Origin of the sequence: Neisseria sp. CP9 (assembly GCF_047758525.1) — a bacterium.
Taxonomy (GTDB): domain Bacteria; phylum Pseudomonadota; class Gammaproteobacteria; order Burkholderiales; family Neisseriaceae; genus Neisseria.
Genome location: NZ_CP180502.1, coordinates 864,638 through 888,374 on the forward strand (window position 1 = coordinate 864,638; position 23,737 = coordinate 888,374).

Sequence of the window (23,737 nt, forward strand, 5' to 3'; positions counted from 1 at the left end):
TCGTCATTCCCGCCTACGCGGGTAGGTCGGATTCTTGAATCCGACATTTTGCCTCTTTATCCACTCTGTCGGATACAAGTATCCGACCTACGTTTAAATCGTCGTTTCAGACGACCTACTCCAACTCCGCCAGTTTCTTCTCAATCGCCTCTTCAGTCATAAAGCTGCACATGCTGTGGTTGTTTACCAGCATAACAGGGGCGTCGCCGCATGCGCCCATGCATTCGCCTTCGACAAGGGTGAATTTGCCGTCGGGCGTGGTTTCGCCATAGCCGATACCGAGTTTTTTCTTCAGATATTCGCCGGTATCCATGCCGCCGCGCAGGGCGCAGGGAAGGTTGGTGCAGACGGTCAGTTTGTATTTGCCGACCGGCTCAAGGTCGTACATATTGTAGAAAGTGGCGACTTCGTATGCCTGCGCCGGCGTGATGCCGATGTAGTCGGCAACAAAGGCGATGGTCTCGGGGGCGAGCCAGCCTTTTTCGGTTTGAGCGATACGCAACGCGCCCATGATGGCGGAACGGCGTTGGTCGGCGGGATATTTCGCCAACTCAATGTCGATTTGTTTTAAGGATTCTGCGGATAACATTATCGGTCAACCTCCCCGAATACGATGTCCTGCGTACCGATAATGGCGACGACGTCGGCGAGCATGTGGCCTTTTGCCATTTCGTCCATGCCTTGCAGGTGGGCGAAGCCCGGTGCGCGGATTTTCAGGCGGTAGGGTTTGTTTGCGCCGTCTGAAATGATATAAACGCCGAACTCGCCTTTCGGGTGTTCGACAGCGGTGTAGGTCTCGCCCTCGGGAACGTGCATACCCTCGGTAAAGAGTTTGAAATGGTGAATCAGGTCTTCCATGCCTGTTTTCATTTCGGTGCGTTTGGGCGGGGCGAATTTGTGGTTTGTGGTGATGACCGGGCCGGGATTGACGCGCAGCCAGTCGGCGCATTGTTTGATGATGCGGACGGATTGACGCATTTCTTCCATACGGCAGAGGTAGCGGTCGTAGCAGTCGCCATTGACGCCGACGGGGATGTCGAAATCCATTTGGTCGTACACTTCATACGGCTGTTTCTTACGCACATCCCACTCCACGCCCGAACCGCGCAGCATCACGCCGGTAAAGCCTTTTTGCATGGCACGTTCGGGGGAGACGACGCCGATGCCGACGGTACGCTGTTTCCAGATGCGGTTGTCGGTCAGAAGGGTTTCGAGTGTGTCGATGTTTTTCGGGAAGCGTTCGCAGAAGGCGTCGATGAAGTCGAGCATGGTGCCTTCGCGGGATTCGTTGAGCTGCTTCAATACTTTGGCGTTGCGGAATTTGCTGCTCTCGTATTTGGGCATGAAGTCGGGCAGGTCGCGGTAAACGCCGCCGGGACGGAAATAGGCGGCGTGCATACGCGCGCCGGAAACGGCTTCGTACAAGTCCATCAGCTCTTCGCGATCGCGGAAGGCGTAGAGGATGGCGGTCATCGCGCCGATGTCGAAGGCGTGCGAACCGATGCCCATCAGGTGATTGAGGATGCGCGTTACTTCGGCGAACATGACGCGGATGTATTGGGCGCGGATAGGCACATCAATTCCGGCGAGTTTTTCTACCGCCAAGCAGTATGCCTGCTCGTTGACCATCATGGAAACGTAATCCAGCCTGTCCATATAAGGCAGGGCTTGCAGGTAGGTTTTGGTTTCCGCCAGTTTCTCTGTACCTCGGTGCAAGAGGCCGATATGCGGGTCGGCACGGACGATTTGTTCGCCGTCCAACTCCAAAATCATGCGCAATACGCCGTGCGCCGCAGGGTGTTGCGGACCGAAGTTGATGGTGTAGTTTCTTAATTTATTGGCCACCGTAGTTCTCCTCACGGACGATACGCGGCGTGATTTCGCGCGGCTCGATGGTAACGGGTTGGTAAATCACGCGTTTTTGCTCTTCGTCGTAACGCATTTCCACATAGCCGGAAATCGGGAAGTCTTTGCGGAACGGATGTCCGACGAAGCCGTAATCGGTCAGGATGCGGCGCAGGTCGGGATGGTTGTTGAACATGATGCCGTACAAATCGAAGGCTTCGCGCTCGTACCAATCCGCGCTGTTGTGAACGGGAACCACGGATTCGACCACGGGGAAATCGTCGTCTGAAACCCAGACGCGCACGCGGATGCGCTGATTGTTTTTAACGGAAAGAAGCTGGCTGACAACGGCGAAGCGTTTGCCCTGCCATGCTTCGTTTTTATAAGTGCTGTAATCGACGCCGCACAAATCGACCAAAAGCTCGAAATGCAGTTCTTCATGGTCGCGCAACGTGGTCATCACTGAAACATAGTGTTCGGGCAGACACTCGACGGTAATCTCGCCCAAAGCGGAAATGACTTTGCTTGCCTGATTGCCCAAAACGCGGCTGACGGTTTCGTATAAGTTTTGAATGCTTGCCATATCGTTTCCTCCCCTACTCGTCCCGCGCGATGGTGGAAGTGCGCTTGATTTTTTGTTGGAGCTGCATCAGGCCGTAAATCAGAGCTTCCGCAGTCGGCGGGCAACCCGGCACATAAACGTCTACCGGCACGACACGGTCGGCACCGCGCACAACGGAATAAGAATAATGATAATAGCCGCCGCCGTTGGCACACGAACCCATAGACAAGACCCAACGCGGCTCGGCGAGCTGGTCGTACACGCGGCGCAGGGCGGGCGCCATTTTATTGGTGAGCGTACCCGCCACAATCATCAGGTCTGCCTGACGGGGAGACGGACGGAAAATAATGCCGAAACGGTCAAGATCGTAACGCGCCATACCCGCGTGCATCATTTCCACGGCGCAGCAGGCCAAACCGAAAGTAACCGGCCACAACGAACCGGTACGCATATAGTTCAGCACCGTATCCGCGCTGGTCGTGATGAAACCTTTTTTCAAAACGCCTTCTATTCCCATTCCAGCGCACCTTTTTTCCATTCGTAAACAAAGCCTACCGTCAGAACGACGATAAACACCAGCATAGACCAGAATCCGTATGCGCCCAAATCTTTGAACACCACCGCCCACGGCAGCATAAACGCAACCTCCAAATCGAAGAGGATGAACAGGATGGCGACGAGATAATAACGCACGTCAAACTTCATCCTGGCGTTTTCAAAGGCTTCGAAACCGCATTCGTAAGCCGCGTCTTTTTCGGCGTAGTGGTTTTTCGGACCTAAAATCGTGCCGAGCAGGATAAACAGCACGCCGGCAGCGAGGCCGACGAGGATGAATACGAGGACGGGAAAGTAACTGGCCAACATGGTTTATGCCTAACTGGTTGACAGACAAATCTTAATATCCTGCTATTTTATCGAATTTCAAAATCCATTTAAAGGTAAATGTCGGTCAACTGTTAAAAAAATCCTAATAAATTCAATAAGTTTATGATAACGATTCTTATTTGTGTTTTATAATATACCAACCTCATTTCCTCTACTCGCGCAATACATCATAAAAAACCTGACACAAAACGTATTGGTCATTACCTTCCTCAATGCAACAATACCTTCAAATAGACCAAATTCGCTTTTCAGACGACCTTTTGTCCGTCTTTATCAACAAGAATCTGCTAAAATCGCCCGTTTCCCACTTCAACCTGACAGCAGCAATACATGAATATCTTTTACGAAGAGTCCGGCCAATTCAAAGTCGCCGCCATCGTCCAAAAAAACGACGCCACCTACCAAGTCGATACCCAACACGGCAAACGCACCAAAGTGAAGGCGAACAACGTCTTTGCCGAGTTCGACGGCGATATGGCGGCGTTTTTGGAAAACGCGCAGGCACAGGCGGCGGACATCGACACCGATTTATTGTGGGAAGTATGCGGCGAAGAAGAATTTTCCGCCGAAGCCATCGCCGAAGAATATTACGGCCATGCGCCGACCAAAACCGAGCTGGCGGCGACCTTGATTGCGCTTTACGCCGCACCGATGTATTTCTACAAAAAAGCCAAAGGCGTGTTCAAAGCCGCGCCCGAAGAAACTTTGAAACAGGCACTTGCCGCCATCGAACGCAAAAAACAGCAAGACGCACAAATCGACGCTTGGGCGGAAGCCTTGAAACGCGGCGAGATGCCGTCTGAAATTGCGGCGGATTTGAAAACCATCCTGCACGCACCCGACAAGCAGTCGCTGACCTACAAAGCCTTTACCAAAGCCGCCGACGCGCTGAAGACCTCCGCCTACGAATTGGCGAAAAAAACAGGCGGCATTACGTCCATTCCCCAATATCTGCAAGACGGCTTTGAAATCAAATACTTCCCCAAAGGAACAGGTTTCCCCGACCTCCCCCTGCCTGAAATGCCCGACTTACCCAAAGCCGACGTTACCGCCTTTTCCATTGACGACGAATCGACCACCGAAGTGGACGACGCTTTAAGCCTGACCGACTTGGGCAACGGCAAGAAGCGCGTCGGCATCCACATCGCCGCGCCGTCGCTTGCCATTAAACCAGGCGACAAAATGGAAAAAAACATCATGGAACGCTTGAGTACGGTCTATTTTCCCGGCGGCAAAATCACCATGCTGCCTGAAAACTGGATTGCCGCGTTCAGCCTTGATGCGGGTGCATACCGCCCTGCCGTCAGCATTTATTTCGATGTGGACAGCGAGTTCAACGTCGGCGAGCCGACCTGCAAAATCGAAGCCGTCAACATCGCCGAAAACCTGCGCATTCAAACCATCGAGCCGCATTTCAACGCCGAAACAGGCTTGGACGAAGCCGGCGAAATGATGTTCGCCCATCATCAAGACCTGATTTGGTTCTACCAATTCGCCGTCGCGCTGCAAAAAGCACGCGGCAAATACGAACCCGACCGCGCGCCGCAATACGATTACAGCATCGAATTGGATGAGGAAGGCAAAGTATCCGTCGTCCTCCGCGAACGCGGTTCGCCCATCGATATGCTGGTCAGCGAAATGATGATTTTGGCTAACAGCACTTGGGCGCAGATGCTCCATGACAACGACCTGCCCGGCCTCTTCCGCGTCCAACCCGCCGGAAAAGTGCGCATGAGCACCAAATCCGAGCCGCACATCGGCATGGGTGTGCAGCATTACGGCTGGTTCACCTCGCCGCTGCGTCGTGCCGCCGACTACATCAACCAAAAACAACTCCTCAGCTTGATAGACGACTCCGCCGAGCCGCTCTTCCAGCAAAGCGATGCCGAACTCTTCGCCGCACTGCGCGATTTCGACACCGCCTACGCCGCCTACGCCGATTTCCAACGGCAGATGGAAGCCTACTGGAGCCTCGTGTACCTGCAACAGCAAGGCACAAGCGAGCTGACCGCGACCATCCTCAAAGAAGACCTCGTCCGCATCGAAGGCCTGCCGCTGGTAACCCGCGCCACCGGCATCCCGTTCGACGCGCTGCCCAAAAGGCAAGTCCTGCTCAAAATCACCGAGCTTGATCCCGAAAAGCAGTTTATCGCGTTGAATTATGTGAAAGCTGTCGCTCCTGCGGTTGCGTAAGTTTGCCGCTATGAAAAAAGGTCGTCTGAAAACCTTGGATATAGGTTTTCAGACGACCTTTTTGAACGTTTTAACAGCCGCTAATGTGTTTCCACCCGCTTAAAATCTCTTGGTCGAAAACCCAACGCGGCCAGCGAAACAAAATATAAACCGCCGCCTATCGCAACCAAGATGCACAACTGACCGGCTTTACGCAAAGCACCGGTGTGTACCCATTCAAAAGGCAGGTAGGTCTGCGCAGCCCACAATCCCCCGCCCATTACAATAAGCGACAGCACTATTTTAATCAGGAAAATTACCCATCCTTTGCTGGGTTGGTAAATGCCGTGTTTGCGCAACAGGTAATACAACAATCCTGCATTGATACACCCGCCCAAACTGACGGCGAGCGAAAGCCCGGCGTGCTTCAAAGGACCGATAAAGGCAAGGTTCATCAACTGTGTGCAGACGAGCGTAAAGATGGCGATTTTGACCGGCGTTTTGATGTTTTGCCGCGCATAGAAACCGGGTGCCAACACTTTGACCATTATGAATCCGAGTATACCGACAGAATTGGCAATCAACGCTTGCTGCGTCATCTGCGCGTCAAACAGTGAAAACTTACTGGACATAAACAGCGTCGCCAACAACGGGAACGACAATACCGCCAACCCGACTGTCGCCGGCAGCGCCAGCAACATACACAGACGCAAACCCCAGTCGAGCAAGCCGGAAAACTGCTCCGAATCCTGATTAGTGGCGTGTTTAGACAAAGTCGGCAGCAAAATCGTACCAAGCGCAGCGCCCAAAACACCGCTGGGCAGCTCCATCAGGCGGTCGGCGAAATAGATCCACGTGATGCTGCCCGATTGCAGATAGGATGCGAAAATCGTGTTGATCACCAAAGAAATCTGCGCCACGCTCACACTCAAAATCGCAGGCGCCATCTGTTTCATCACGCGGTTGACCACGGCATCTTTGAAATTCAACTTAGGTAACTTCAAAAAGCCCAATTTCGCCAACCAAGGGAGCTGAAAGCCAAGCTGCAAAATACCGCCGACAAAGACCGCCCACGCCAACGCGGTCACAGGCGGATCAAAATACGGCACGAAAAACAGTGCGAATACGATAAAAGAGATGTTTAAAAACGTCGGCGTAAACGCAGGAATGCTGAACTTATGATAGGAATTAAGGATTGAGCCGACAAAGGAAGACAGAGAAATAAACAAGATATACGGGAACGTTATCTTCAGCAAATCGATGGAAAGCAAAATCTTTTTCGGCTCTTTAAAGCCGGGCGCGGAAGCCTGAATCACCCAAGGCGCGGCTAGAATGCCCAGCGCGGTAACGATGACCAAGACAAATGACAACATCCCTGCCACATGGCGGATAAACGCCTCCGTCGCTTCTTTCGAACGCGTTTCCTTATATTCCGCCAAAATCGGCACAAAAGCCTGGGCAAACGCCCCTTCCGCAAAGATACGGCGCAGCAGGTTGGGCAGTTTAAATGCCACAAAAAAAGCGTCGGTCGCCATGCTCGCACCAAACGTGCGGGCAATTACCGCATCACGCAAAAAACCAAGTATGCGCGACAGCATTGTTAAGCTACCGACCCTTGCCAAAGCCCCTAACAAGTTCATCCGTTTTATTCCTTCAAAAGTCCAGACGTCGTCTGAAAGACGCGTATTGTACGACAGAATATGCAAATCTAGGCAAATCAGTCTCCAGACGGGCAAATGTAGAGTAGATGCAAAAACTTTGCTTCATTGCCTGATTCTTATGTTGCCCAACCATCCAAAAGGTCGTCTGAAAACCCAGTTTCAGGTTTTCAGACGACCTTTTACCTTATCAAATCACTTCAATACATTACCCGATGGGAATCAGCAGTGAACCAGCGTGCCTTCGTCTTCGCCGGTAATGACGCGTTTGAGCGAGCCTTGTTTGGCGATGCCGAAGACGACGATGTTGAGTTTGCGTTCGCGGCAGAGGGCGAAGGCGGTCGCGTCCATGACTTTGAGGTTTTTGTTCAAAGCTTCGTCAAAGGTGATGGTTTCGTAGCGCGTCGCGGACGGGTCTTTTTTCGGGTCTGCGGTATAAACGCCGTCCACGTTGGTGGCTTTGAGCATGACGTCGCAGTTCATTTCGGCTCCGCGCAGGGCGGCGGCGGTGTCGGTGGTGAAGAACGGGTTGCCGGTACCGGCGGCGAAGATGACGACTTTGCCTTCTTCAAGGTATTGGATGGCTTTGGGGCGGGCGTAGGTTTCGGCGATTTGCTGCATGGAAAGCGCGGATTGTACGCGCGCTTTGATGCCGAGGGTTTCAAATGCGTCTTTGAGTGCCAACGCGTTCATCACGGTCGCCATCATGCCCATGTAGTCGGCGGTGGCGCGGTCCATGCTGCCTGCTTGGGCGGATACGCCGCGGAAGATGTTGCCGCCGCCGACAACGATGCCGACTTGTACGCCCATTTTGACGACTTCGGCGATTTCACCGACGGTTTGGACGATGGTGTCGTGGTTGATGCCGAAAGGATCGGAACCCATCAGGGATTCGCCAGAGAGTTTCAGTAATACGCGTTTGTATTTGATTTGCTGTGTCATGGGATACCTTGCTTTCTTTGGGTGGATAGCGCTGATTATTCAGAACGAACCGACCATTCATTCCAAATGTTCAGTTCATCCTGTGGCGCTGCTTCAATTCGGGGAAAGGGCGTCTGATTTTTCAGACGACCTTTCCGGATGTTTGGCTGACAGGGTAACGCATTTTCCGTGGGTGTATGGGTTTGGATAAATTATTATGTGTTGATTATGATGAAATATTCTATTTCCAACAGTATTCTAAACAGTGTAGCTCTCAAAAAAAAGCACCCTGATTCGTTTGGAATCCAGGTGCTTTCTTTTTCATCTCTGCCTTACACTTTAGCAGCAGCGGCAACTTCGGCTGCGTAGTCGACAACGGCTTTTTCGATACCGTCGCCTACTTTGTAACGTACGAAGCTGATAACTTCGGTACCGTTTTCTTTAGCGAATTGGGCAACGGTTTGGTCAGGGTTCATCACGAATGCTTGACCGTTCAGAGTGATTTCAGCCAAGAATTTGCGGATACGGCCTTCAACCATTTTAGCTGCGATGTCGGCAGGTTTGCCGGAAGCGATGGCTTGCTCGGTGTAGATGTGGCGTTCTTTTTCGATGGTTTCGGCATCTACTTCGGCTTCGGTTACGCATTGCGGCTTAGCGGCAACGATGTGCATACCGATTTTACGCGCTACGTCTTCAGAACCTTTGAACTCAACCAATACGCCTTCGGTAGCCAATGCACCGTGGATGTAGGCAACCAGTTGGTTGGCGGTGTCGATCACTTGGAAGCGGCGGACAGACATGTTCTCGCCCAATTTGGCGATGATGGCTTTGCGTTCTGCTTCAACCAGTTCGCTCAGTTCTTCAACGGTAGCCGGTTTTTTCTCGGCAGCGGTTTTCGCAACGAAGTTGGCGAATTCTACGAAGCCTGCGTCTTTGGCAACGAAGTCGGTTTCGCAGTTTACTTCAACCAATGCACCGACATTGCCGTTGATGGCGTAAGCCAATACGCCTTCGGCAGCGGTACGGCCAGCCAGTTTGCCGGCTTTCGCGCCGGATTTGATGCGCAGGATTTCTTCGGCTTTTTCGAAGTTGCCTTCGGCTTCAACCAAGGCTTTTTTGCATTCCATCATGCCCAGGCCGGTAGCGGCGCGCAGGTCGGCAACCATTTTTGCAGTAATTTCTGCCATTTTGAATCTCCTAGATTTTGGGGAAACACGGGGTATCCGTGTTTGGGAATGGGGTCGTCTGAAAAGGCTTTTCAGAACGGGATTTGAGAAAAGGGGCATAACGCCCCTCTTCGGTTTGCCGGATTACTCGGCGGCAGCTTCTTGGGCAGCAGCTACGGTTTCTTGCAGCGCTTGGTTTTTGCCTTCCAAAACTGCGTCGGCGATGCCGCGGCAGTAGAGGCGGATGGCTTTGGCGGAGTCATCGTTACCGGGGATAACATATTTCACGCCGTCAGGGCTGTTGTTGGTATCGACTACGGCGATAACGGGGATGCCCAGTTTTTCAGCCTCGACCAGAGTACCTTTTTGGTAGCCGGTGTCGATAACGAAAATCGCGTCAGGCAGGCCTTTCATGTTTTTGATACCGCCCAAAGAACGTTCCAGTTTTTCAACGTCGCGTTGCATTTCCAGAATTTCTTTTTTGTTGAAACCGCCTTCGGCAGCGTTTTCCAAAGCAGCGGTTTTTTCTTCCAGGCGTTTGATGGATTGCTTAACGGTTTTGTAGTTGGTCAGCATGCCGCCCAACCAACGGTGATCGACGAAAGGCATACCGGCGCGGGTGGCTTCTTCGCGGATGATTTCGCGCGCCTGGCGTTTGGTGCCGACGAACAGCACGGTGCCTTTGTTGGCAACCAGACGGCGTACGGCTTCCTGCGCTTCCAAGAACATCGGCAGGGTTTTTTCCAGGTTGACGATGTGGATTTTATTGCGCGCACCGAAAATGTATTGTGCCATTTTCGGGTTCCAGAAACGGGTTTGGTGGCCGAAGTGAACGCCGGCTTCAATCATCTGACGCATAGTAATTTGAGACATTTTATTTCCTTGAAAGGGTTAAGAGCACACATTCAATCGCATAGAACTTGATAGGCTGCGCCTATTGTCAAGCACCCTTCGGCGAAAGTGGGCATAAGTTTTAAAAAATAGTGTGTTTCCGAAATGGAAAACTGACGGATTATAGCGGATAAGGGGTCGTCTGAAAAGGGATTTTATGCACTGCCGTCCTGTTTGCCGCCTTCTTGTCCGGCTGTGCGGCGGCTTTGTTCGAATGCTTCCTTTTCCTGCTGCTTCATCAGGCGGTTGCGGCGGCGGATGGTAACGGTGAAAACGGTAAACGCGACGGGCAGAACCGCCCAAAAAACCAAATAAATCAAAGCGCGCGCGATGCTGGGCTGGGCGGCGGAATACATGACGGCGACGAAGAGGTAGCCGATAAGGACGATATGCCACATGGCGGAATCCTGTTTTGATGTTAACGGAGCGTTTATAATCGCCGTATTCTACAACAACACTCAAAAGGTCGTCTGAAATGAGGAATGAGGAAAAACACGCCCTGCGCCGAGAATTGCGCCGCGCCCGCGCGCAGATGGGGCATCAAGGGCGGTTGGCGGCGGGGCAAACGGTTAACCGCCTGCTCAAGCGTTATATCAAGAAGGGGCGGAAGATCGGCGTGTATTGGCCGATGGGCAGCGAGCTGCGGCTGGACGGCTTTGTCCGAGCGGCGCAAAAACGCGGCGCCAAACTCTATCTACCTTATATCGAACCGCGTTCGCGGCGGATGTGGTTCACGCCCTATCCTGCCGACGGAGTGAAACAAGAACGCAAACGAGGCAGGGCGAAGCTGCATGTACCGCAGTTTACGGGACGCAAAATCCGTGTACACGGTTTATCGATATTGCTTGTCCCGATTGTCGGCATGGACCGCGAAGGCTACCGCTTAGGGCAGGCTGGCGGCTATTACGATGCGACGCTCGCGGCGATGAAATACCGTTTACAGGCAAAAACCATAGGCGTAGGCTTCGCTTGTCAACTGGTTGACACGCTGCCGCGCGAACCGCACGACCTGCCGCTGGACGGGTTTGTATCGGAGTCGGGCGTGCTGGTGTTCAAACCTCATTAATCAATAGCTTTCAGACGACCTCAAAGATGCCGTCCGTTAAGACACTATGAAAGGTCGTCTGAAAACTCAAATCTTCAAATACAAAGGAAACCTCATGGCTGATTTTTCATCTGTTCCCGTTTTGTCCTTCGACCGCGTCCGTCTCGAGCCTTTGACGGCGGCACACGAAGCCGGTTTGCGCGAAGCAGTTTGCGACGGCGAAGTCTGGAAGCTGAACGTAACCAGCGCGCCCGAACCCGACCAAGTGGCGGACTACATCCGCACCGCCACACAAACCCGCCTCGCCTTTGCCGTCATCGACGAAGACACGGGCAAAATCGTCGGCTCGACTTCGCTTTACCACATCGACCCCGCCATCCCCCGCCTCTACATCGGTTTCACATGGTATGCCCTGTCAGCACGGCGCACGCGCATCAATACCGCCTGCAAAATCATGTTGCTCGACTACGTCTTTGACACTTTAAACTGCCGCTGCGCCTGCTGGCAGACCGACAACCTCAACACTGCCTCCCAACGCGCCATCGAACGACTGGGCGCACACCAAGACGGCATCTTGCGCTGCCACAAACTGCGGAAAGACGGCAGCGTGCGCGATACGGTGGAATACAGCCTATTGCGCGAAGAATGGCCGCAGGCAAGGGCAAAACTGCTCAAAAAAGCGGCAGCTTATGACGCGTCCTGAAAAAACGTTTTCTTCTTCATTTTTTCATCAAAACACGTCCATCTTGCTGACAATCTGAAGTCTTTAAGAAGTGAATGAAATCAGGCACAACCCCGCCAAACACCTGATAAATAAAGGTCGTCTGAATGTTTCAGACGACCTTTTCAAACTGCGTTTATGTAAATCCAAACAGAAAATCTTTGCAATTCTCAGAAAAATCCACTAAATTCTCAATAACATATTATGAACGGTTTAACATCGGTTCAAAACGTAAAACCCGCGCGCAATCTTCCACGCCAAAAACACCGCGCCAGCAGGTTTTACCGCCGAAACAGGCGTTCGTAATACAACGGATAATCATAAAGGCAGGATATGCCTGTTTCTAGGAGTACAACCATGGCTGAAGCAACAGATGTTGTCTTGGTGGGTGGAGGCATTATGAGCGCGACTTTGGGCGTTTTGCTCAAAGAACTCGAACCGTCTTGGGAAATCACCCTTATCGAACGCTTGGAAGACGTAGCGTTGGAATCGTCAAACGCTTGGAACAACGCCGGCACAGGGCATTCCGCGTTATGCGAACTCAATTACGCCCCGCTCGGCGCAGACGGCACCATCGACCCGACCCGCGCCCTCAATATTGCCGAACAATTCCACATCAGCCGCCAGTTCTGGTCATCGCTTGTCGAAGAAGGCAAAATCACCGACAACTCCTTCATCCATACCGTCCCGCATATGTCGCTGGTCATGAACACCGACCATTGCGACTACCTGCAAAAACGTTTCGACGCCTTCAAATCCCAAAAACTCTTCGAACGGATGGAATTCTCCACCGACCGCGCCAAAATCGCCGAATGGGCGCCGCTGGTCATCAACGGCCGTAAAGAAGGACAACCCGTCGCCGCCAACTACTCCGCCGAAGGTACGGACGTCGATTTCGGCAGCCTGACCCGCCAAATGGTGCAATACCTGCGCGAAAAAGGCGTCAAAACCGAGTTCAACCGCCACGTCGACGACATCAAACGCGAATCCGACGGCGCATGGGTGCTCAAAACCAGCGACACCCGCAACCCTGACGGACAACTCACCCTCCGCACCCGCTTTCTCTTCCTCGGCGCAGGCGGCGGCGCACTGACCCTGCTGCAAAAATCCGGCATCCCCGAAGGCAAAGGCTACGGCGGCTTCCCCGTTTCAGGACTGTTCTTCCGCAACAGCAACCCCGAAACCGCCGCGCAGCACAACGCCAAAGTGTACGGACAAGCCTCCGTCGGCGCGCCTCCCATGTCCGTCCCGCATCTCGACACCCGCAACGTGGACGGCAAACGCCACCTCATGTTCGGCCCTTACGCAGGCTTCCGCTCCAACTTCCTCAAACAAGGTTCGCTCATGGATTTGCCCATGTCCATCCACTTGGACAACCTCTACCCCATGCTGCGCGCCGGTTGGGCGAATATGCCCCTGACCAAATACCTGCTGGGCGAATTGCGCAAAACCAAAGAAGAACGCTTCGCCTCCCTGCTGGAATACTACCCCGAAGCAAACCCTGACGACTGGGAACTCATTACCGCAGGTCAACGCGTTCAAATCATCAAAAAAGACTCCGAAAAAGGCGGCATCCTCCAATTCGGTACCGAAATTGTCGCCCACGCCGACGGCTCGCTCGCCGCACTCTTGGGCGCATCCCCCGGCGCATCAACCGCCGTACCCTTGATGATCAAGCTCATCCACCAATGCTTCCCAAGCCGCATTTCCTCATGGGAAGGTCGTCTGAAAGAACTTGTTCCCGGCTTCGGCATCAAGCTCAACGACAACCCGCAGCTTGCCGAAGAAATCATCAGCCACAACGCCAAAGTATTGGGTATCCATTACGCTTGAGGCAGATAAATTGCAAGGTGGGCGTTCCAGCCCTCCTTTTTTCAAACCATTAAAGCATTAAAATATAGTGGATTAAATTTAAATCAGGACAAGGCGACGAAGCCGCAGACAGTACAGATAGTACGGAACCGATTCACTTGGTGCTTCAGCACCTTAGAGAATCGTTCTCTTTGAGCTAAGGCAAGGCAACGCCGTACTGGTTTAAAGTTAATCCACTATAAAACATCAGGTCGTCTGAACATTCAGACGACCTGAATCCATTGGAGACAAGCAAACATGTTTACCGTACAGCGCATTTACGCATACCGGCCCGACCCCGAACAAACCGCAGTCTTTATCGACCGCCTCTATCCGCGCGGCATCCGCAAAGAGGTCTTCACTACGGCGCTTTGGCTCAAAGACATCACCCCCAGTGCAAACCTGCGCCGCTGGTATCATGAAAATCCGGCTGAACATTTTGACGGTTTCGTCAGCCGTTACCATGAGGAGCTGCACGGCGATACCGAACAAACCGCCATTAGGCAGCTCTTGGAGTTGGAACGGCAACACGGCAGCGTTTTACTGCTGACTGCCGTCAAAGACCCGCATCATTCCCATGTTTCTGCCTTAGAGCAGTTTTTGGGGACGTCGTTTGAATATCGCGATTAACAAAAACAGCAAAACCTGCGTCATTTGGGGTTGATGCAAAAAGGTCGTCTGAAATCCAGTCTAGGTTTCAGACGACCTTTGTTTTTTTATAGTGGATTAACTTTAAACCAGTACGGCGTTGCCTCGCCTTGCCGTACTATCTGTACTGTCTGCGGCTTCGTCGCCTTGTCCTGATTTAAATTTAATCCACTATAAATTAAGAAGGATAAGGGTGTGCCACCAATTTCCCGTCGATATATTCGCCGATATAGACTTTCGAAGCATCAAGATGGAGACGGTCAAGTTCCTGTTGCAGCCACTCGTCGTCGCGTTTGATGATTTCCAAGATGTCGTGGTCGATTTGCCCGTCGGTAATCAGGGGGTAGCGCAGGCTTTCGTCGCCGTATTGGATGACGGTGAGCTGACCGTTTTGTTCCATGACGGCGCGTTTGACGGCGGCGATTTCATAGATGCCGGCGGCACGGAGCTTAAACATCAGGTCATGTGCGCTGATGCCGTTTTTCATACATTCTTCGGTTTGGATTTCGCCGTTGACGATGACCCAGACGGATTTGCCGTCAATCACGGATTTGACCCAGTGGTTGTGGTTTTTGATGAATTTCAGACTCAAGACCAACAGCGTCCACAAAATCAGCACGAGGAAAAACTGTAAAAGCCCGACGCTGTCGCTGTAAATCACGCCGCCGATGATGCCGCCGAGAACATAGTTTTGCACTTGATCCATGGCGGAGGTGGGGGCGAGGTTGCCTTTACCTAAAAGATTGATTTGCAAAACCAAACCTAAAATTCCCATAAGGAGTTTGAGGGCAAGGAGGGAGTATGCTTCCATGAGTGTGTCCTGTTATTCTTTGTCGATAAGTTCGATGTTGTTGTTGACCAGATTGATGGGGGTCAGGGTGTAGGCGGAGAAGTCTTGATTGAAATGGACTTCGTAGTATTGGTTTTTGATGCCGACGATCATGCCGTTGTATAGGTGCGTGCTGTTGACGCTGATGTCGCGCTTTTCCACTTTTTGGTTTTCAATCAGGGTATTGAGAAAACCGACCATGCGCGAGTTGTCCGCGGCGAAGTTTTGGCGTTCGCTGTATGAGAGGTATTGGATGCCGCTGATGAGGATGAGCAGCAGCAGGGCAATAATGCTCAGGTCGCGGTATTTGGTGTCCATGCGGTGGCGCAGGTATTGCGATACGGCGAGCAGCAGGACGACGAGCGCGGCGAAAATGAGGACGTATTTCAAGTAGTCGTTGAAATACATATGGTTTTCAAGATAAAAGTGTGTGAAGAATTTCATGATTTCAAATGATTTGAGGAAATAGTGGGGTCGTCTGAAAACGGTTTTTCAGACGACCTATTATGGTTTGGATGCAGGTTTTATCCGGAGCCGCATCAGTTGATAAACCCGTCGTCTTTCATTTTCTTTTCGGAAAAATACTGACTGCACACCAGCAAGGCAGCGAGGATGATGACAAACAACCCCGCCATGGTCAGGGTAATTTTGAAGAATAATTCTGCCTCGATAAAAGAAAACCAAAGTTGCAGAATCAGCAGCAACACCCAGCCGACAAACAGCCCGAGACAGGCATAAACGCCGAGTTTAAACACGTTCCCGCTCCAAAATGACGACGTAGGCTTCACGTCTGAAAAATAAGAGCATACGGCGTTGATCTTTTTCCATGGTTACGACACGCCAACCTTCGGGAGTTTGGCTGTTGAGGAACGCGCTGAATTTGACGGGATTGACTTTGGCTGCGCCGAAAAACAGGCTGGACAGCAGGTTTTCCTGATAAATGACGACTTTGTATTCTTTCATGGGATTCCTTTTATAAGGGATCATCTTTTCAGACGACCCCTCAAGTTGCTAATGATGCAGGGCAACAAACCTTATTTCTTATTGCCCAACTGCGGCAATACCGAACCTTCGCCCAGCGACAGCAAACCGCTGTGAGAGTAGATACCCAGTTTGGCGCGGGTGTCGGTGATGTCGAGGTTGCGCATGGTGAGCTGGCCGATGCGGTCGAGCGGGGTGAACGCGGCGTCTTCGACTTTTTCCATGCTCAGGCGTTCGGGTTGGTAGGTCAGGTTGGGCGATTCGGTGTTCAGAATCGAGTAGTCGTTGCCGCGGCGCAATTCAAGGGTTACTTCGCCGGTAATGGCTTTGGCAACCCAGCGTTGGGCGGTTTCGCGCAACATGAGGGCTTGGCTGTCGAACCAGCGGCCTTGGTAGAGCAGGCGGCCGAGGCGCAGGCCGTTGATGCGGTATTGTTCGATGGTGTCTTCGTTGTGGATGCCGGTTACCAAGCGTTCGTAGGCGATGTGGAACAATGCCATGCCCGGGGCTTCGTAGATGCCGCGCGATTTGGCTTCGATGATGCGGTTTTCGATTTGGTCGCTCATGCCCAAGCCGTGGCGGCCGCCGATGCGGTTGGCCTCGAGGAAGAGTTCGACGGGATCGGCGTATTCTTTGCCGTTCAATGCAACGGGCACGCCTTCTTCAAAGCGCACGCTGACTTCTTCGGGTTTGACTTCGACGTTTTCGTCCCAGAAGGCAACGCCCATGATGGGTTTGACGATTTTGATGCCGCTGTTGAGGAATTCCAAGTCTTTGGCTTCATGCGTTGCGCCGAGCATATTGGAATCGGTGGAGTAGGCTTTCTCCACCGACATTTTGTAGTTGAAGCCGTTGGCAATCAGAAATTCGCTCATTTCGTGGCGGCCGCCGAGTTCGTCGATAAATTGCTGGTCGAGCCAAGGTTTGTAGATTTTCAGCGCTGGGTTGGTCAAGAGGCCGTAGCGGTAGAAACGCTCGATGTCGTTGCCTTTGTAGGTGCTGCCATCGCCCCAAATGTTGACGTCGTCTTCCTTCATGGCGGAAACGAGCATGGTGCCGGTAACGGCGCGGCCCAGAGGCGTGGTGTTGAAATAGGCGATGCCGCCGGTGGAAACGTGGAACGCGCCGCATTGGATGGCGGCGATGCCCTCATGTGCCAACTGCGCGCGGCAGTCGATTAAGCGGGCGTTTTCCGCACCGTATTCCATCGCTTTTTTGGGAATGGCGTTGTAGTCGTCTTCGTCGGGCTGGCCGAGGTTGGCAGTGTAGGCGTAGGGCAGCGCGCCTTTGAGTTTCATCCACAACAGCGCGGCAGAGGTATCAAGACCACCGGAGAAGGCGATGCCGACTTTTTGACCGACGGGGAGGTGTTGCAGGATAGTATTGTTTTGGCTCATGACAATTCTTCGGACTTAAAAGGGGTTATTAAAAATACCTTAACGGTTGAAACCCCGCCCTTCAGGGCGGTAGAATCAGAGACTGTTTGGGAGAAATGCAACCTCTTCCAAATCAGGGCGATACATAGGGCTGCGCTTTGTGTGTAGTCCTGTGTGTTGAAACATTATCTTATAAATAGAACACATTGTCAGCCGTCAAGGTCGTCTGAAAATGAGCCTTGCCCGTTTCGTTGAAAATCTTTTCAGACAACCTTTACGCCATCCGCAACCCGACTCCCTCCCCTGCGGGGGAGGGTTGGGGAGAGGGTACAGACAGCAGCACTTAAGCAAACGCCGCCTAAAAAACGCAAGCTCAGCCCTCTCCCTAACCCTCTCCCACGGGAGAGGGAATAAATTACAGCGCCATCAACATTTTCAGACGGCATCGGTAAAGAAAACCTATCCATGAACGCTTTCAACCTCATCATCATCGGCGACGAAATTCTGCACGGCAGCCGCCAAGACAAGCATTTCGCCTTTTTCAAATCCCTGCTGGAATCGCGCGGGCTGAAGCTCAATCAGGTGCAATACCTGCCCGACGAACCTGATTTGCTGATCAAACAACTGCGCCGCAGCTTTTCAGACGGCCTGCCGACCTTCGTTACCGGCGGCATCGGCTCCACGCCCGACGACCACACCCGCCAAGCTGCCGCCGCCGCTTTGGATTTGCCCGTCGTCCGCCATCCCGAAGCCGCCAAGTTCATCGAAGCCGTTACCCTTAAACGCGGCGAACCGCTTGACGCCCCCGAACACGCCCAACGCCTGAAAATGGCGGACTTTCCCGTAGGTGCAGAGCTTGTGCCCAACCCGTTCAACAACATCGCCGGATTTTCCATCCGCGAACATTATTTCTTCCCCGGCTTCCCCGTGATGGCGCACCCGATGGCGGAATGGGTTTTGGATACTTATTACGCCGACCGTTTCAACCAAACCGAACGCGGCAGCCGCAGCGTGTATGTGTTCGGACAGCCCGAATCGCGTGTCGCGCCGATTATGGAATACGTCGAACACACCTACCCGGGCGTGCTCTCTTACAGCCTGCCCAGCGTCGGCTGGCAGAATGCGGACGGAACGGCGGTCAAACCGCATATCGAATTCGGCATCAAGGCGGAAGGCGAAGCGTGCCGCGATTTGGACAAAGCCTGGGACGAAGTATTGCAGCGTTTGAAAGATGTGGGCGCGGAGTTGAAAGATACGCCTGCCTAAGCCGTTTTGTTCTTATTTTGACAAAAAGGTCGTCTGAAAAACCTAAAACGGCTTTTCAGACGACCTCGATATCCTGATATCAACTTGCAGACTTTCCTATATTACCGTTCCTCTTGCGCGGCTTGACACTCTTTTTTAAGGCACTTTTTATCCCCTCGGAAATAATTTTTGATAGAAGTACGCTTTTTTGACCGTTATCATTTGGATTAAAAATCTTATTTACTTTTGCAATCGACTCGATTATATTACCGTTTAATGCAATTTATTACATTAACTAACATATATATTGTATAAATATACATTATTCGTCTATCAAAAATTCCGATTCGATTGATAACAATCTTTATCACTTTAGATGCAATATATGACGGAATTTGACTTTATCAGACAATATTTGCAAAAACAGAAAAGCAGCGGTTTGATTTTGGGCATTGGCGACGACGCCGCGATTATCCGTCCAAGTCACGGATTTGATTTATGTTTTAGCGCGGACATGCTGTTAAAAGACAGACATTTTTTTTCTGACACCGCTCCGGAAGATTTGGCATGGAAAATGCTAGCTGTCAATATATCCGATATGGCCGCGATGGGCGCAACCCCGAAATGGGTGTTATTGAGTGCCGGATTGCCCGAATTGGACGAAAATTGGCTGAAACGTTTTTGTGACAGCTTTTTCAGTTTGGCACAGCGCTTCGGCATCACCCTGATCGGCGGCGATACGACCAAAGGCGATTTGGTCTTCAACGTCACCATTATCGGCGAGCTTCCGCAAGGACAAGCCCTACGGCGCGATGCCGCCAAAGACGGCGACGATATTTGGGTATCGGGACAAATCGGATCAGCAGCAGCCGCTTTAAACTGCCGCCTGAACACACACACACTACCACCCGATTTGTTCGACCGCTGCCATGACAGGCTGCTCCGTCCGGAGCCTAGAGTGGGATTGGGACAGGCGCTTTTGCCCATTGCCCATGCCGCTCAAGATATTTCGGATGGTCTGGCACAAGACCTCGGTCACATTTTGACCGCGTCATCGGTCGGAGCGGAAATTTCGGCAAATGCGCTGCCGGTTTTAGAAGAATTGAAAAACGTCTTACCGCACGAAAGCTGGCTCTCCTGCGCACTGGCAGGCGGCGATGATTACGAACTGGTTTTCACCGCCCCCGAATGCCGGCGCAGCGAGATTCAGACAATAGCCGGACAATGTGGCGTAGCAGTAACGCCCATCGGGAAAATAAATAATACAGGTCGTCTGAAAATAATAGATTCCAATGGCGGCGAATTAAAACTGACTTCATTAGGATTTGATCACTTTGGCTGAATTTAAACCTACTTTCGACTGGTTGAAGCAGCGCCCGTTATGCCTGTTGGCATTCGGATTCGGCAGCGGCCTCGCGCCCGTCGCGCCCGGCACATTCGGAACGATGGCGGCGCTGCCGATAGCATTTCTCTTGGTTTTAATCGGTATCGACGGCTGGATTCTGGCTTTTTTGTGTGTCGCCCTGTTTATGTGGGGCATCCGCATTTGCAACCACACCGAAAAGGCACTCGGCATCCAAGACTACGGCGGTATCGTTTGGGACGAAATGGTAGCGATGCTTCTGATTCTGGCTTTTGCGCCGTTTAAATGGAATTGGTGGCTGGCGGCATTTATTCTGTTCCGCCTGTTTGATTCCATCAAACCTTGGCCGATCAAATGGTTTGACCGGCATGTGCACGGCGGATTCGGCATCATGCTGGACGACATCATCGCCGCCATCATGACCTTGATAGTTTTAGGCATTGCCGCCTGGATTATCTGATTTTTTCAACACACTTATTCGAAGCCATAAGACTTCAAACGCATCGAAAAAAATCGGTGCAAACAAAAAACACTATTACGGGACAACAAAAATGAACGAAATCGAAATCAATGTTCAACCACGCTACGTTGCGGGTCAAAGCGATGTTTATCGCGACCGCTATGCCTTCAACTATTTGATTACCATCTGCAACCGCAGCAACGATGTCATCACGCTGCGCCAGCGTTTCTGGGAAATCACCGACGGACACGGAGCGACCGAGCCGGTAGGTCATTCCGGTCTGATTGAAGAACAGCCGGTCCTCTATCCGGGCGAGGCGTATGAGTACAACAGCGGCTCTCAACTCTGCACCCCTTGGGGCAGCATCGAAGGCGCATACGAGTTTGAAGACAGCATCGGCGAACGCTTTATCGTCGGCGTGCCGAAGCTGGAATTCAAAGCAGGCTTCACCCTGCAATAAACACCGAGCAAAAACAATACAGATCGGGAAAACCAAAGGTCGTCTGAAAGATTAAGGGGCTTTCAGACGACCTTTTTTATAGTGGATTAACTTTAAACCAGTACGGCGTTGCCTCGCCTTGTCCTGATTTAAATTTAATCCACTATATTGATTACCAAAGCAATGCCGCGTCGCATCTTATTGAAAACGCCCCCGCTTCACCTGCATCTGCCCTTTGCCCAACTGCGCCGCCAAGCCGTGATTGCGCAAAGCGTGAGTGAGCGCGATGGCGAGTCCGTCGGCGGCGTCCGATTGCGGCGTACCCGACAGCGACAGCATCTGCACCACCATATGCTGCACCTGCTCTTTCGCCGCCTTGCCCTTCCCGACCACCGCCTGCTTGACCTGCAAAGCCGTATATTCAAACACAGGCAAGTTTTCCATCACCAACACCGCCAATGCCGCCCCGCGCGCCTGTCCCAGCATCAGCGTAGCCGCCGGATTCACATTGACAAACACCTGCTCCACCGCCGCCTGATGCGGGCGGTATTGCTGCACAATCTCCTTGATATGCCGCGCGATCACGGCGATACGCTCCGCCAACGGCGCATTCGGCGGCGTTTTGATACAGCCTGAAGCCACATAAAAATGTTCCCTGCCGCATACGTCGATGATGCCGAAACCGGTCACCCGACTGCCGGGGTCTATCCCCAAAATGCGGACGCTTTTTTGCACAGTCATCTCAGTTTCTTATTCCCATATCGTCAATCAACCTCCCGTCTTCTCCAGCATAAAAGGTCGTCTGAAAACCGATTTTCAGGCTTTCAGACGACCTTTGCCTTCTTTTTACGCCTTCTTTTTACGCCTTATTTTTAAACATATTTTTAATAATGCCCATCACGCTGCGGGAAATGGCGTTGGTTACTTGGCGGTTGATTTGGCTGCCGATGGCATCGGCGACGTTGTAGCCCAAGCCTTGTCCTGACTTTTTGCGTCCGCCGCTCAAGCCGCCGAGCAGTCCGCCGAGTATGCCGGGATCGGCATTGGCGGCTTCTTTTTCAGCGGCCTTTTGCGCTTTTTCCTGCTCTTTTGCCGCCGCTGCCGCTTCTTTCTCCGCCGCAGCCTGGCTGTCGGCTTCGGCTAAGGCTTCAAAGGCGGAATAATTGTCCACCATGTCTTTATAGGTCGGATACAAATCATCGTTTTGGAACAAGCGGTTGCGCTCTTCGGCGGTAAGCGGGGTCAAGGAAGATTGCGGCGGCAGGACGAGCGCGCGCTCTACCGGTTCGGGCATACCTTTTTCGTCGAGGAAGGAAACGAGTGCTTCACCGACGCCCAGTTCGGCAATCGCTTCGGCAACTTTGATATTCGGATTGCTGCGGAAGGTTTCGGCAGCGGCTTTAACCGCTTTTTGGTCGCGCGGCGTGAAGGCACGCAAGGCGTGTTGCACGCGGTTGCCGAGCTGTCCGAGGATGGTGTCGGGCAAATCGAGCGGGTTTTGGGTCACAAAATACACGCCCACGCCTTTGGAACGGATCAGGCGCACGACTTGTTCGACCTGCTCCACCAGCGCATTGGCGGCGTTGTCAAACATCAAATGCGCTTCGTCGAAGAACATCACGAATTTCGGTTTTTCCAAATCGCCGACTTCGGGCAGGGTTTCAAACAACTCCGCCAACATCCACAGCAAAAACGCGCTGTACATACGCGGCGAGCGCATCAGTTTTTCCGAATTGAGGATATTGATGACGCCTTTGCCGTTGTCGGTCTGCATCCAATCTTGCAGGTTGAGCGACGGCTCGCCGAAGAATTTTTCCGCACCTTCGTTCTCCAGCGTCAAAAGCTGACGCTGAATCGCGCCGATACTGGCGGCGGAGACGTTGCCGTATTGCGTGCGGTATTCCGAAGCGTGGTCGGAAACGTGTTTCAGCATACTGCGCAAGTCTTTCAAATCCAGAATGTGCCAGCCTTTATCGTCGGCGACTTTGAACACGAGGTTCAGCAGGCCTTCCTGCGTATCGTTCAAATTCATCAAACGCGCCAGCAACAGCGGGCCCATTTCCGAAACGGTTACACGCACCGGAATGCCGGTTTCGCCGTAAACATCCCAAAAGCGCACGGGGAAGCTTTGCAGCCATTGCTCGCCCAAACCAAACTCGGCAATGCGTTCGCCCACCTTGCCGCTGGCGGCACCCGCTTGCACGATGCCCGACAAATCGCCTTTGACGTCAACCAAAAATACGGGAACGCCCTCGCTGCTGAAGGCTTCCGCCATACGGCGCAGGGTCACGGTTTTACCCGTACCGGTCGCACCGGCGATCAAGCCGTGGCGGTTCGCCATTTTGCCTTGGATTTCAAGTGTCTTATCGCCCGCGCGCGCGATGGGGAATATCGTCATGAAGGTTTCCTTTGATTGGATGGTTTATATCGGTATAGAAACGGCGCGTCCAAGTGTTCGGCGCAAACCGTCTGTCAAACTGCCGCCATTCTACCGTTTTGCAGGGGATGGCTTCAACCCGCAGCAAACCGACGCCCCCCAAACCACCGCGGGCGAAGCCCACGCTACACAACGCTACTTCGCCCGCCCATTGCCATACATCAAAAGGTCGTCTGAAAAAAGCCGTTTCCCGAGTTTCAGACGACCCCGCCGCCGCGAAAAGCGTATACTTTCCCTATCGC

At 52.5% G+C, this 23,737-nt stretch carries 26 protein-coding genes; 9 read left to right on the forward strand and 17 right to left on the reverse strand.

Annotation, left to right across the window (positions count from 1 at the left end; genetic code table 11):
- Positions 1-115 precede the first annotated feature (115 nt).
- Genes nuoE through ACMYUL_RS04075 form a run of 5 tightly spaced genes read right to left on the reverse strand, consistent with a single transcriptional unit; the run spans position 116 to position 3,271 of the window.
- Entirely contained in the window at positions 116-589 is a 474-nt protein-coding gene (nuoE, locus tag ACMYUL_RS04055; protein ID WP_003741945.1) for an NADH-quinone oxidoreductase subunit NuoE, read from the reverse strand.
- Positions 589-1,845 carry an NADH dehydrogenase (quinone) subunit D gene (nuoD, locus tag ACMYUL_RS04060; RefSeq protein ID WP_009310869.1) on the reverse strand — a complete coding sequence of 419 codons (1,257 nt, stop codon included), beginning with the start codon at positions 1,843-1,845 and terminating at the stop codon, positions 589-591. Before nuoD ends, nuoE begins: the two co-directional genes overlap by 1 nt.
- Complete coding sequence (locus ACMYUL_RS04065; RefSeq protein WP_070512719.1) at positions 1,835-2,428, reverse strand: NADH-quinone oxidoreductase subunit C; 594 nt, start codon at positions 2,426-2,428, stop codon at positions 1,835-1,837. The genes nuoD and ACMYUL_RS04065 overlap by 11 nt, the downstream gene beginning before the upstream one ends.
- A 13-nt stretch (positions 2,429-2,441) precedes the next feature.
- The gene (locus ACMYUL_RS04070; protein ID WP_003677002.1) at positions 2,442-2,924 is read right to left on the reverse strand and encodes a NuoB/complex I 20 kDa subunit family protein; all 483 of its coding nucleotides are present in this window, start codon (positions 2,922-2,924) and stop codon (positions 2,442-2,444) included.
- Positions 2,915-3,271: an NADH-quinone oxidoreductase subunit A gene (locus ACMYUL_RS04075; RefSeq protein ID WP_070860395.1), complete on the reverse strand. Its 357-nt coding sequence runs from the start codon at positions 3,269-3,271 to the stop codon at positions 2,915-2,917. The genes ACMYUL_RS04070 and ACMYUL_RS04075 overlap by 10 nt, the downstream gene beginning before the upstream one ends.
- Positions 3,272-3,622: 351 nt before the next feature.
- Here ACMYUL_RS04075 and ACMYUL_RS04080 point away from each other — a divergent pair, with 351 nt between their 5' ends.
- A complete protein-coding gene (locus tag ACMYUL_RS04080; RefSeq protein WP_415772199.1) occupies positions 3,623-5,485 on the forward strand; it encodes a ribonuclease catalytic domain-containing protein in 1,863 nt (620 codons plus the stop codon).
- Positions 5,486-5,565: 80 nt separating this feature from the next.
- Here the strand turns inward: ACMYUL_RS04080 and murJ are convergent, their stop codons facing one another.
- The 5 genes from murJ to ACMYUL_RS04105 form a co-directional block, all read right to left on the reverse strand.
- Positions 5,566-7,104 carry a murein biosynthesis integral membrane protein MurJ gene (murJ, locus tag ACMYUL_RS04085; RefSeq protein ID WP_415772201.1) on the reverse strand — a complete coding sequence of 513 codons (1,539 nt, stop codon included), beginning with the start codon at positions 7,102-7,104 and terminating at the stop codon, positions 5,566-5,568.
- A gap of 240 nt (positions 7,105-7,344) precedes the next feature.
- Positions 7,345-8,064 carry a UMP kinase gene (gene pyrH, locus ACMYUL_RS04090; protein WP_003712995.1) on the reverse strand — a complete coding sequence of 240 codons (720 nt, stop codon included), beginning with the start codon at positions 8,062-8,064 and terminating at the stop codon, positions 7,345-7,347.
- 311 nt (positions 8,065-8,375) lie between these two features.
- Positions 8,376-9,230, reverse strand: coding sequence for a translation elongation factor Ts (gene tsf / locus ACMYUL_RS04095; protein WP_003765122.1), 855 nt, complete (start codon positions 9,228-9,230; stop codon positions 8,376-8,378).
- Positions 9,231-9,353: 123 nt separating this feature from the next.
- A complete protein-coding gene (gene rpsB / locus ACMYUL_RS04100) occupies positions 9,354-10,082 on the reverse strand; it encodes a 30S ribosomal protein S2 (protein WP_415772203.1) in 729 nt (242 codons plus the stop codon).
- Positions 10,083-10,255: 173 nt separating this feature from the next.
- Positions 10,256-10,498, reverse strand: coding sequence for a hypothetical protein (locus tag ACMYUL_RS04105; RefSeq protein ID WP_070860032.1), 243 nt, complete (start codon positions 10,496-10,498; stop codon positions 10,256-10,258).
- 77 nt (positions 10,499-10,575) lie between these two features.
- Between ACMYUL_RS04105 and ACMYUL_RS04110 the strand changes: the two genes are divergently transcribed.
- The 4 genes from ACMYUL_RS04110 to ACMYUL_RS04125 all read left to right on the forward strand — a co-directional run bounded on the left by ACMYUL_RS04110 (position 10,576) and on the right by ACMYUL_RS04125 (position 14,347).
- Positions 10,576-11,166, forward strand: coding sequence for a 5-formyltetrahydrofolate cyclo-ligase (locus ACMYUL_RS04110; protein WP_415772205.1), 591 nt, complete (start codon positions 10,576-10,578; stop codon positions 11,164-11,166).
- A 94-nt stretch (positions 11,167-11,260) separates the two neighbouring features.
- A complete protein-coding gene (locus ACMYUL_RS04115) occupies positions 11,261-11,848 on the forward strand; it encodes a GNAT family N-acetyltransferase (RefSeq protein ID WP_415772207.1) in 588 nt (195 codons plus the stop codon).
- A 375-nt stretch (positions 11,849-12,223) separates the two neighbouring features.
- Complete coding sequence (locus ACMYUL_RS04120) at positions 12,224-13,699, forward strand: malate:quinone oxidoreductase (protein WP_415772209.1); 1,476 nt, start codon at positions 12,224-12,226, stop codon at positions 13,697-13,699.
- A gap of 276 nt (positions 13,700-13,975) precedes the next feature.
- Positions 13,976-14,347, forward strand: a complete 372-nt coding sequence (locus ACMYUL_RS04125) for a DUF488 domain-containing protein (RefSeq protein ID WP_070602257.1) — start codon at positions 13,976-13,978, stop codon at positions 14,345-14,347.
- Between the two features lie 196 nt (positions 14,348-14,543).
- Here ACMYUL_RS04125 and ACMYUL_RS04130 read toward each other — a convergent pair whose 3' ends face one another.
- From ACMYUL_RS04130 to argG, 5 genes are all read right to left on the reverse strand, one after another.
- On the reverse strand, positions 14,544-15,176 hold the full coding sequence (locus ACMYUL_RS04130) for a DUF421 domain-containing protein (protein WP_070514172.1): 633 nt from the start codon (positions 15,174-15,176) through the stop codon (positions 14,544-14,546).
- Between the two features lie 12 nt (positions 15,177-15,188).
- Entirely contained in the window at positions 15,189-15,638 is a 450-nt protein-coding gene (locus ACMYUL_RS04135; protein ID WP_003677016.1) for a DUF3290 family protein, read from the reverse strand.
- Positions 15,639-15,733: 95 nt separating this feature from the next.
- Complete coding sequence (locus ACMYUL_RS04140) at positions 15,734-15,949, reverse strand: hypothetical protein (RefSeq protein ID WP_003677014.1); 216 nt, start codon at positions 15,947-15,949, stop codon at positions 15,734-15,736.
- Positions 15,942-16,157, reverse strand: a complete 216-nt coding sequence (locus ACMYUL_RS04145) for a DUF4177 domain-containing protein (RefSeq protein ID WP_003765071.1) — start codon at positions 16,155-16,157, stop codon at positions 15,942-15,944. Before ACMYUL_RS04145 ends, ACMYUL_RS04140 begins: the two co-directional genes overlap by 8 nt.
- A gap of 71 nt (positions 16,158-16,228) precedes the next feature.
- The gene (argG, locus tag ACMYUL_RS04150; protein WP_415772213.1) at positions 16,229-17,572 is read right to left on the reverse strand and encodes an argininosuccinate synthase; all 1,344 of its coding nucleotides are present in this window, start codon (positions 17,570-17,572) and stop codon (positions 16,229-16,231) included.
- Between the two features lie 444 nt (positions 17,573-18,016).
- Between argG and ACMYUL_RS04155 the strand changes: the two genes are divergently transcribed.
- The 4 genes from ACMYUL_RS04155 to apaG all read left to right on the forward strand — a co-directional run bounded on the left by ACMYUL_RS04155 (position 18,017) and on the right by apaG (position 21,079).
- Positions 18,017-18,817, forward strand: coding sequence for a competence/damage-inducible protein A (locus ACMYUL_RS04155; RefSeq protein ID WP_009310857.1), 801 nt, complete (start codon positions 18,017-18,019; stop codon positions 18,815-18,817).
- A gap of 364 nt (positions 18,818-19,181) precedes the next feature.
- The gene (gene thiL, locus ACMYUL_RS04160; protein WP_036491892.1) at positions 19,182-20,138 is read left to right on the forward strand and encodes a thiamine-phosphate kinase; all 957 of its coding nucleotides are present in this window, start codon (positions 19,182-19,184) and stop codon (positions 20,136-20,138) included.
- Complete coding sequence (locus ACMYUL_RS04165; RefSeq protein ID WP_003759387.1) at positions 20,131-20,619, forward strand: phosphatidylglycerophosphatase A; 489 nt, start codon at positions 20,131-20,133, stop codon at positions 20,617-20,619. Before thiL ends, ACMYUL_RS04165 begins: the two co-directional genes overlap by 8 nt.
- A 91-nt stretch (positions 20,620-20,710) precedes the next feature.
- The gene (gene apaG, locus ACMYUL_RS04170) at positions 20,711-21,079 is read left to right on the forward strand and encodes a Co2+/Mg2+ efflux protein ApaG (protein ID WP_415772216.1); all 369 of its coding nucleotides are present in this window, start codon (positions 20,711-20,713) and stop codon (positions 21,077-21,079) included.
- Positions 21,080-21,256: 177 nt separating this feature from the next.
- On the opposite strand, the gene ruvC is transcribed toward apaG, so the two are convergent.
- Both ruvC and ACMYUL_RS04180 read right to left on the reverse strand, forming a co-directional pair.
- A complete protein-coding gene (gene ruvC / locus ACMYUL_RS04175) occupies positions 21,257-21,793 on the reverse strand; it encodes a crossover junction endodeoxyribonuclease RuvC (RefSeq protein WP_415772868.1) in 537 nt (178 codons plus the stop codon).
- A gap of 124 nt (positions 21,794-21,917) precedes the next feature.
- Complete coding sequence (locus ACMYUL_RS04180; RefSeq protein WP_415772218.1) at positions 21,918-23,456, reverse strand: helicase HerA-like domain-containing protein; 1,539 nt, start codon at positions 23,454-23,456, stop codon at positions 21,918-21,920.
- Positions 23,457-23,737: the final 281 nt, after the last annotated feature.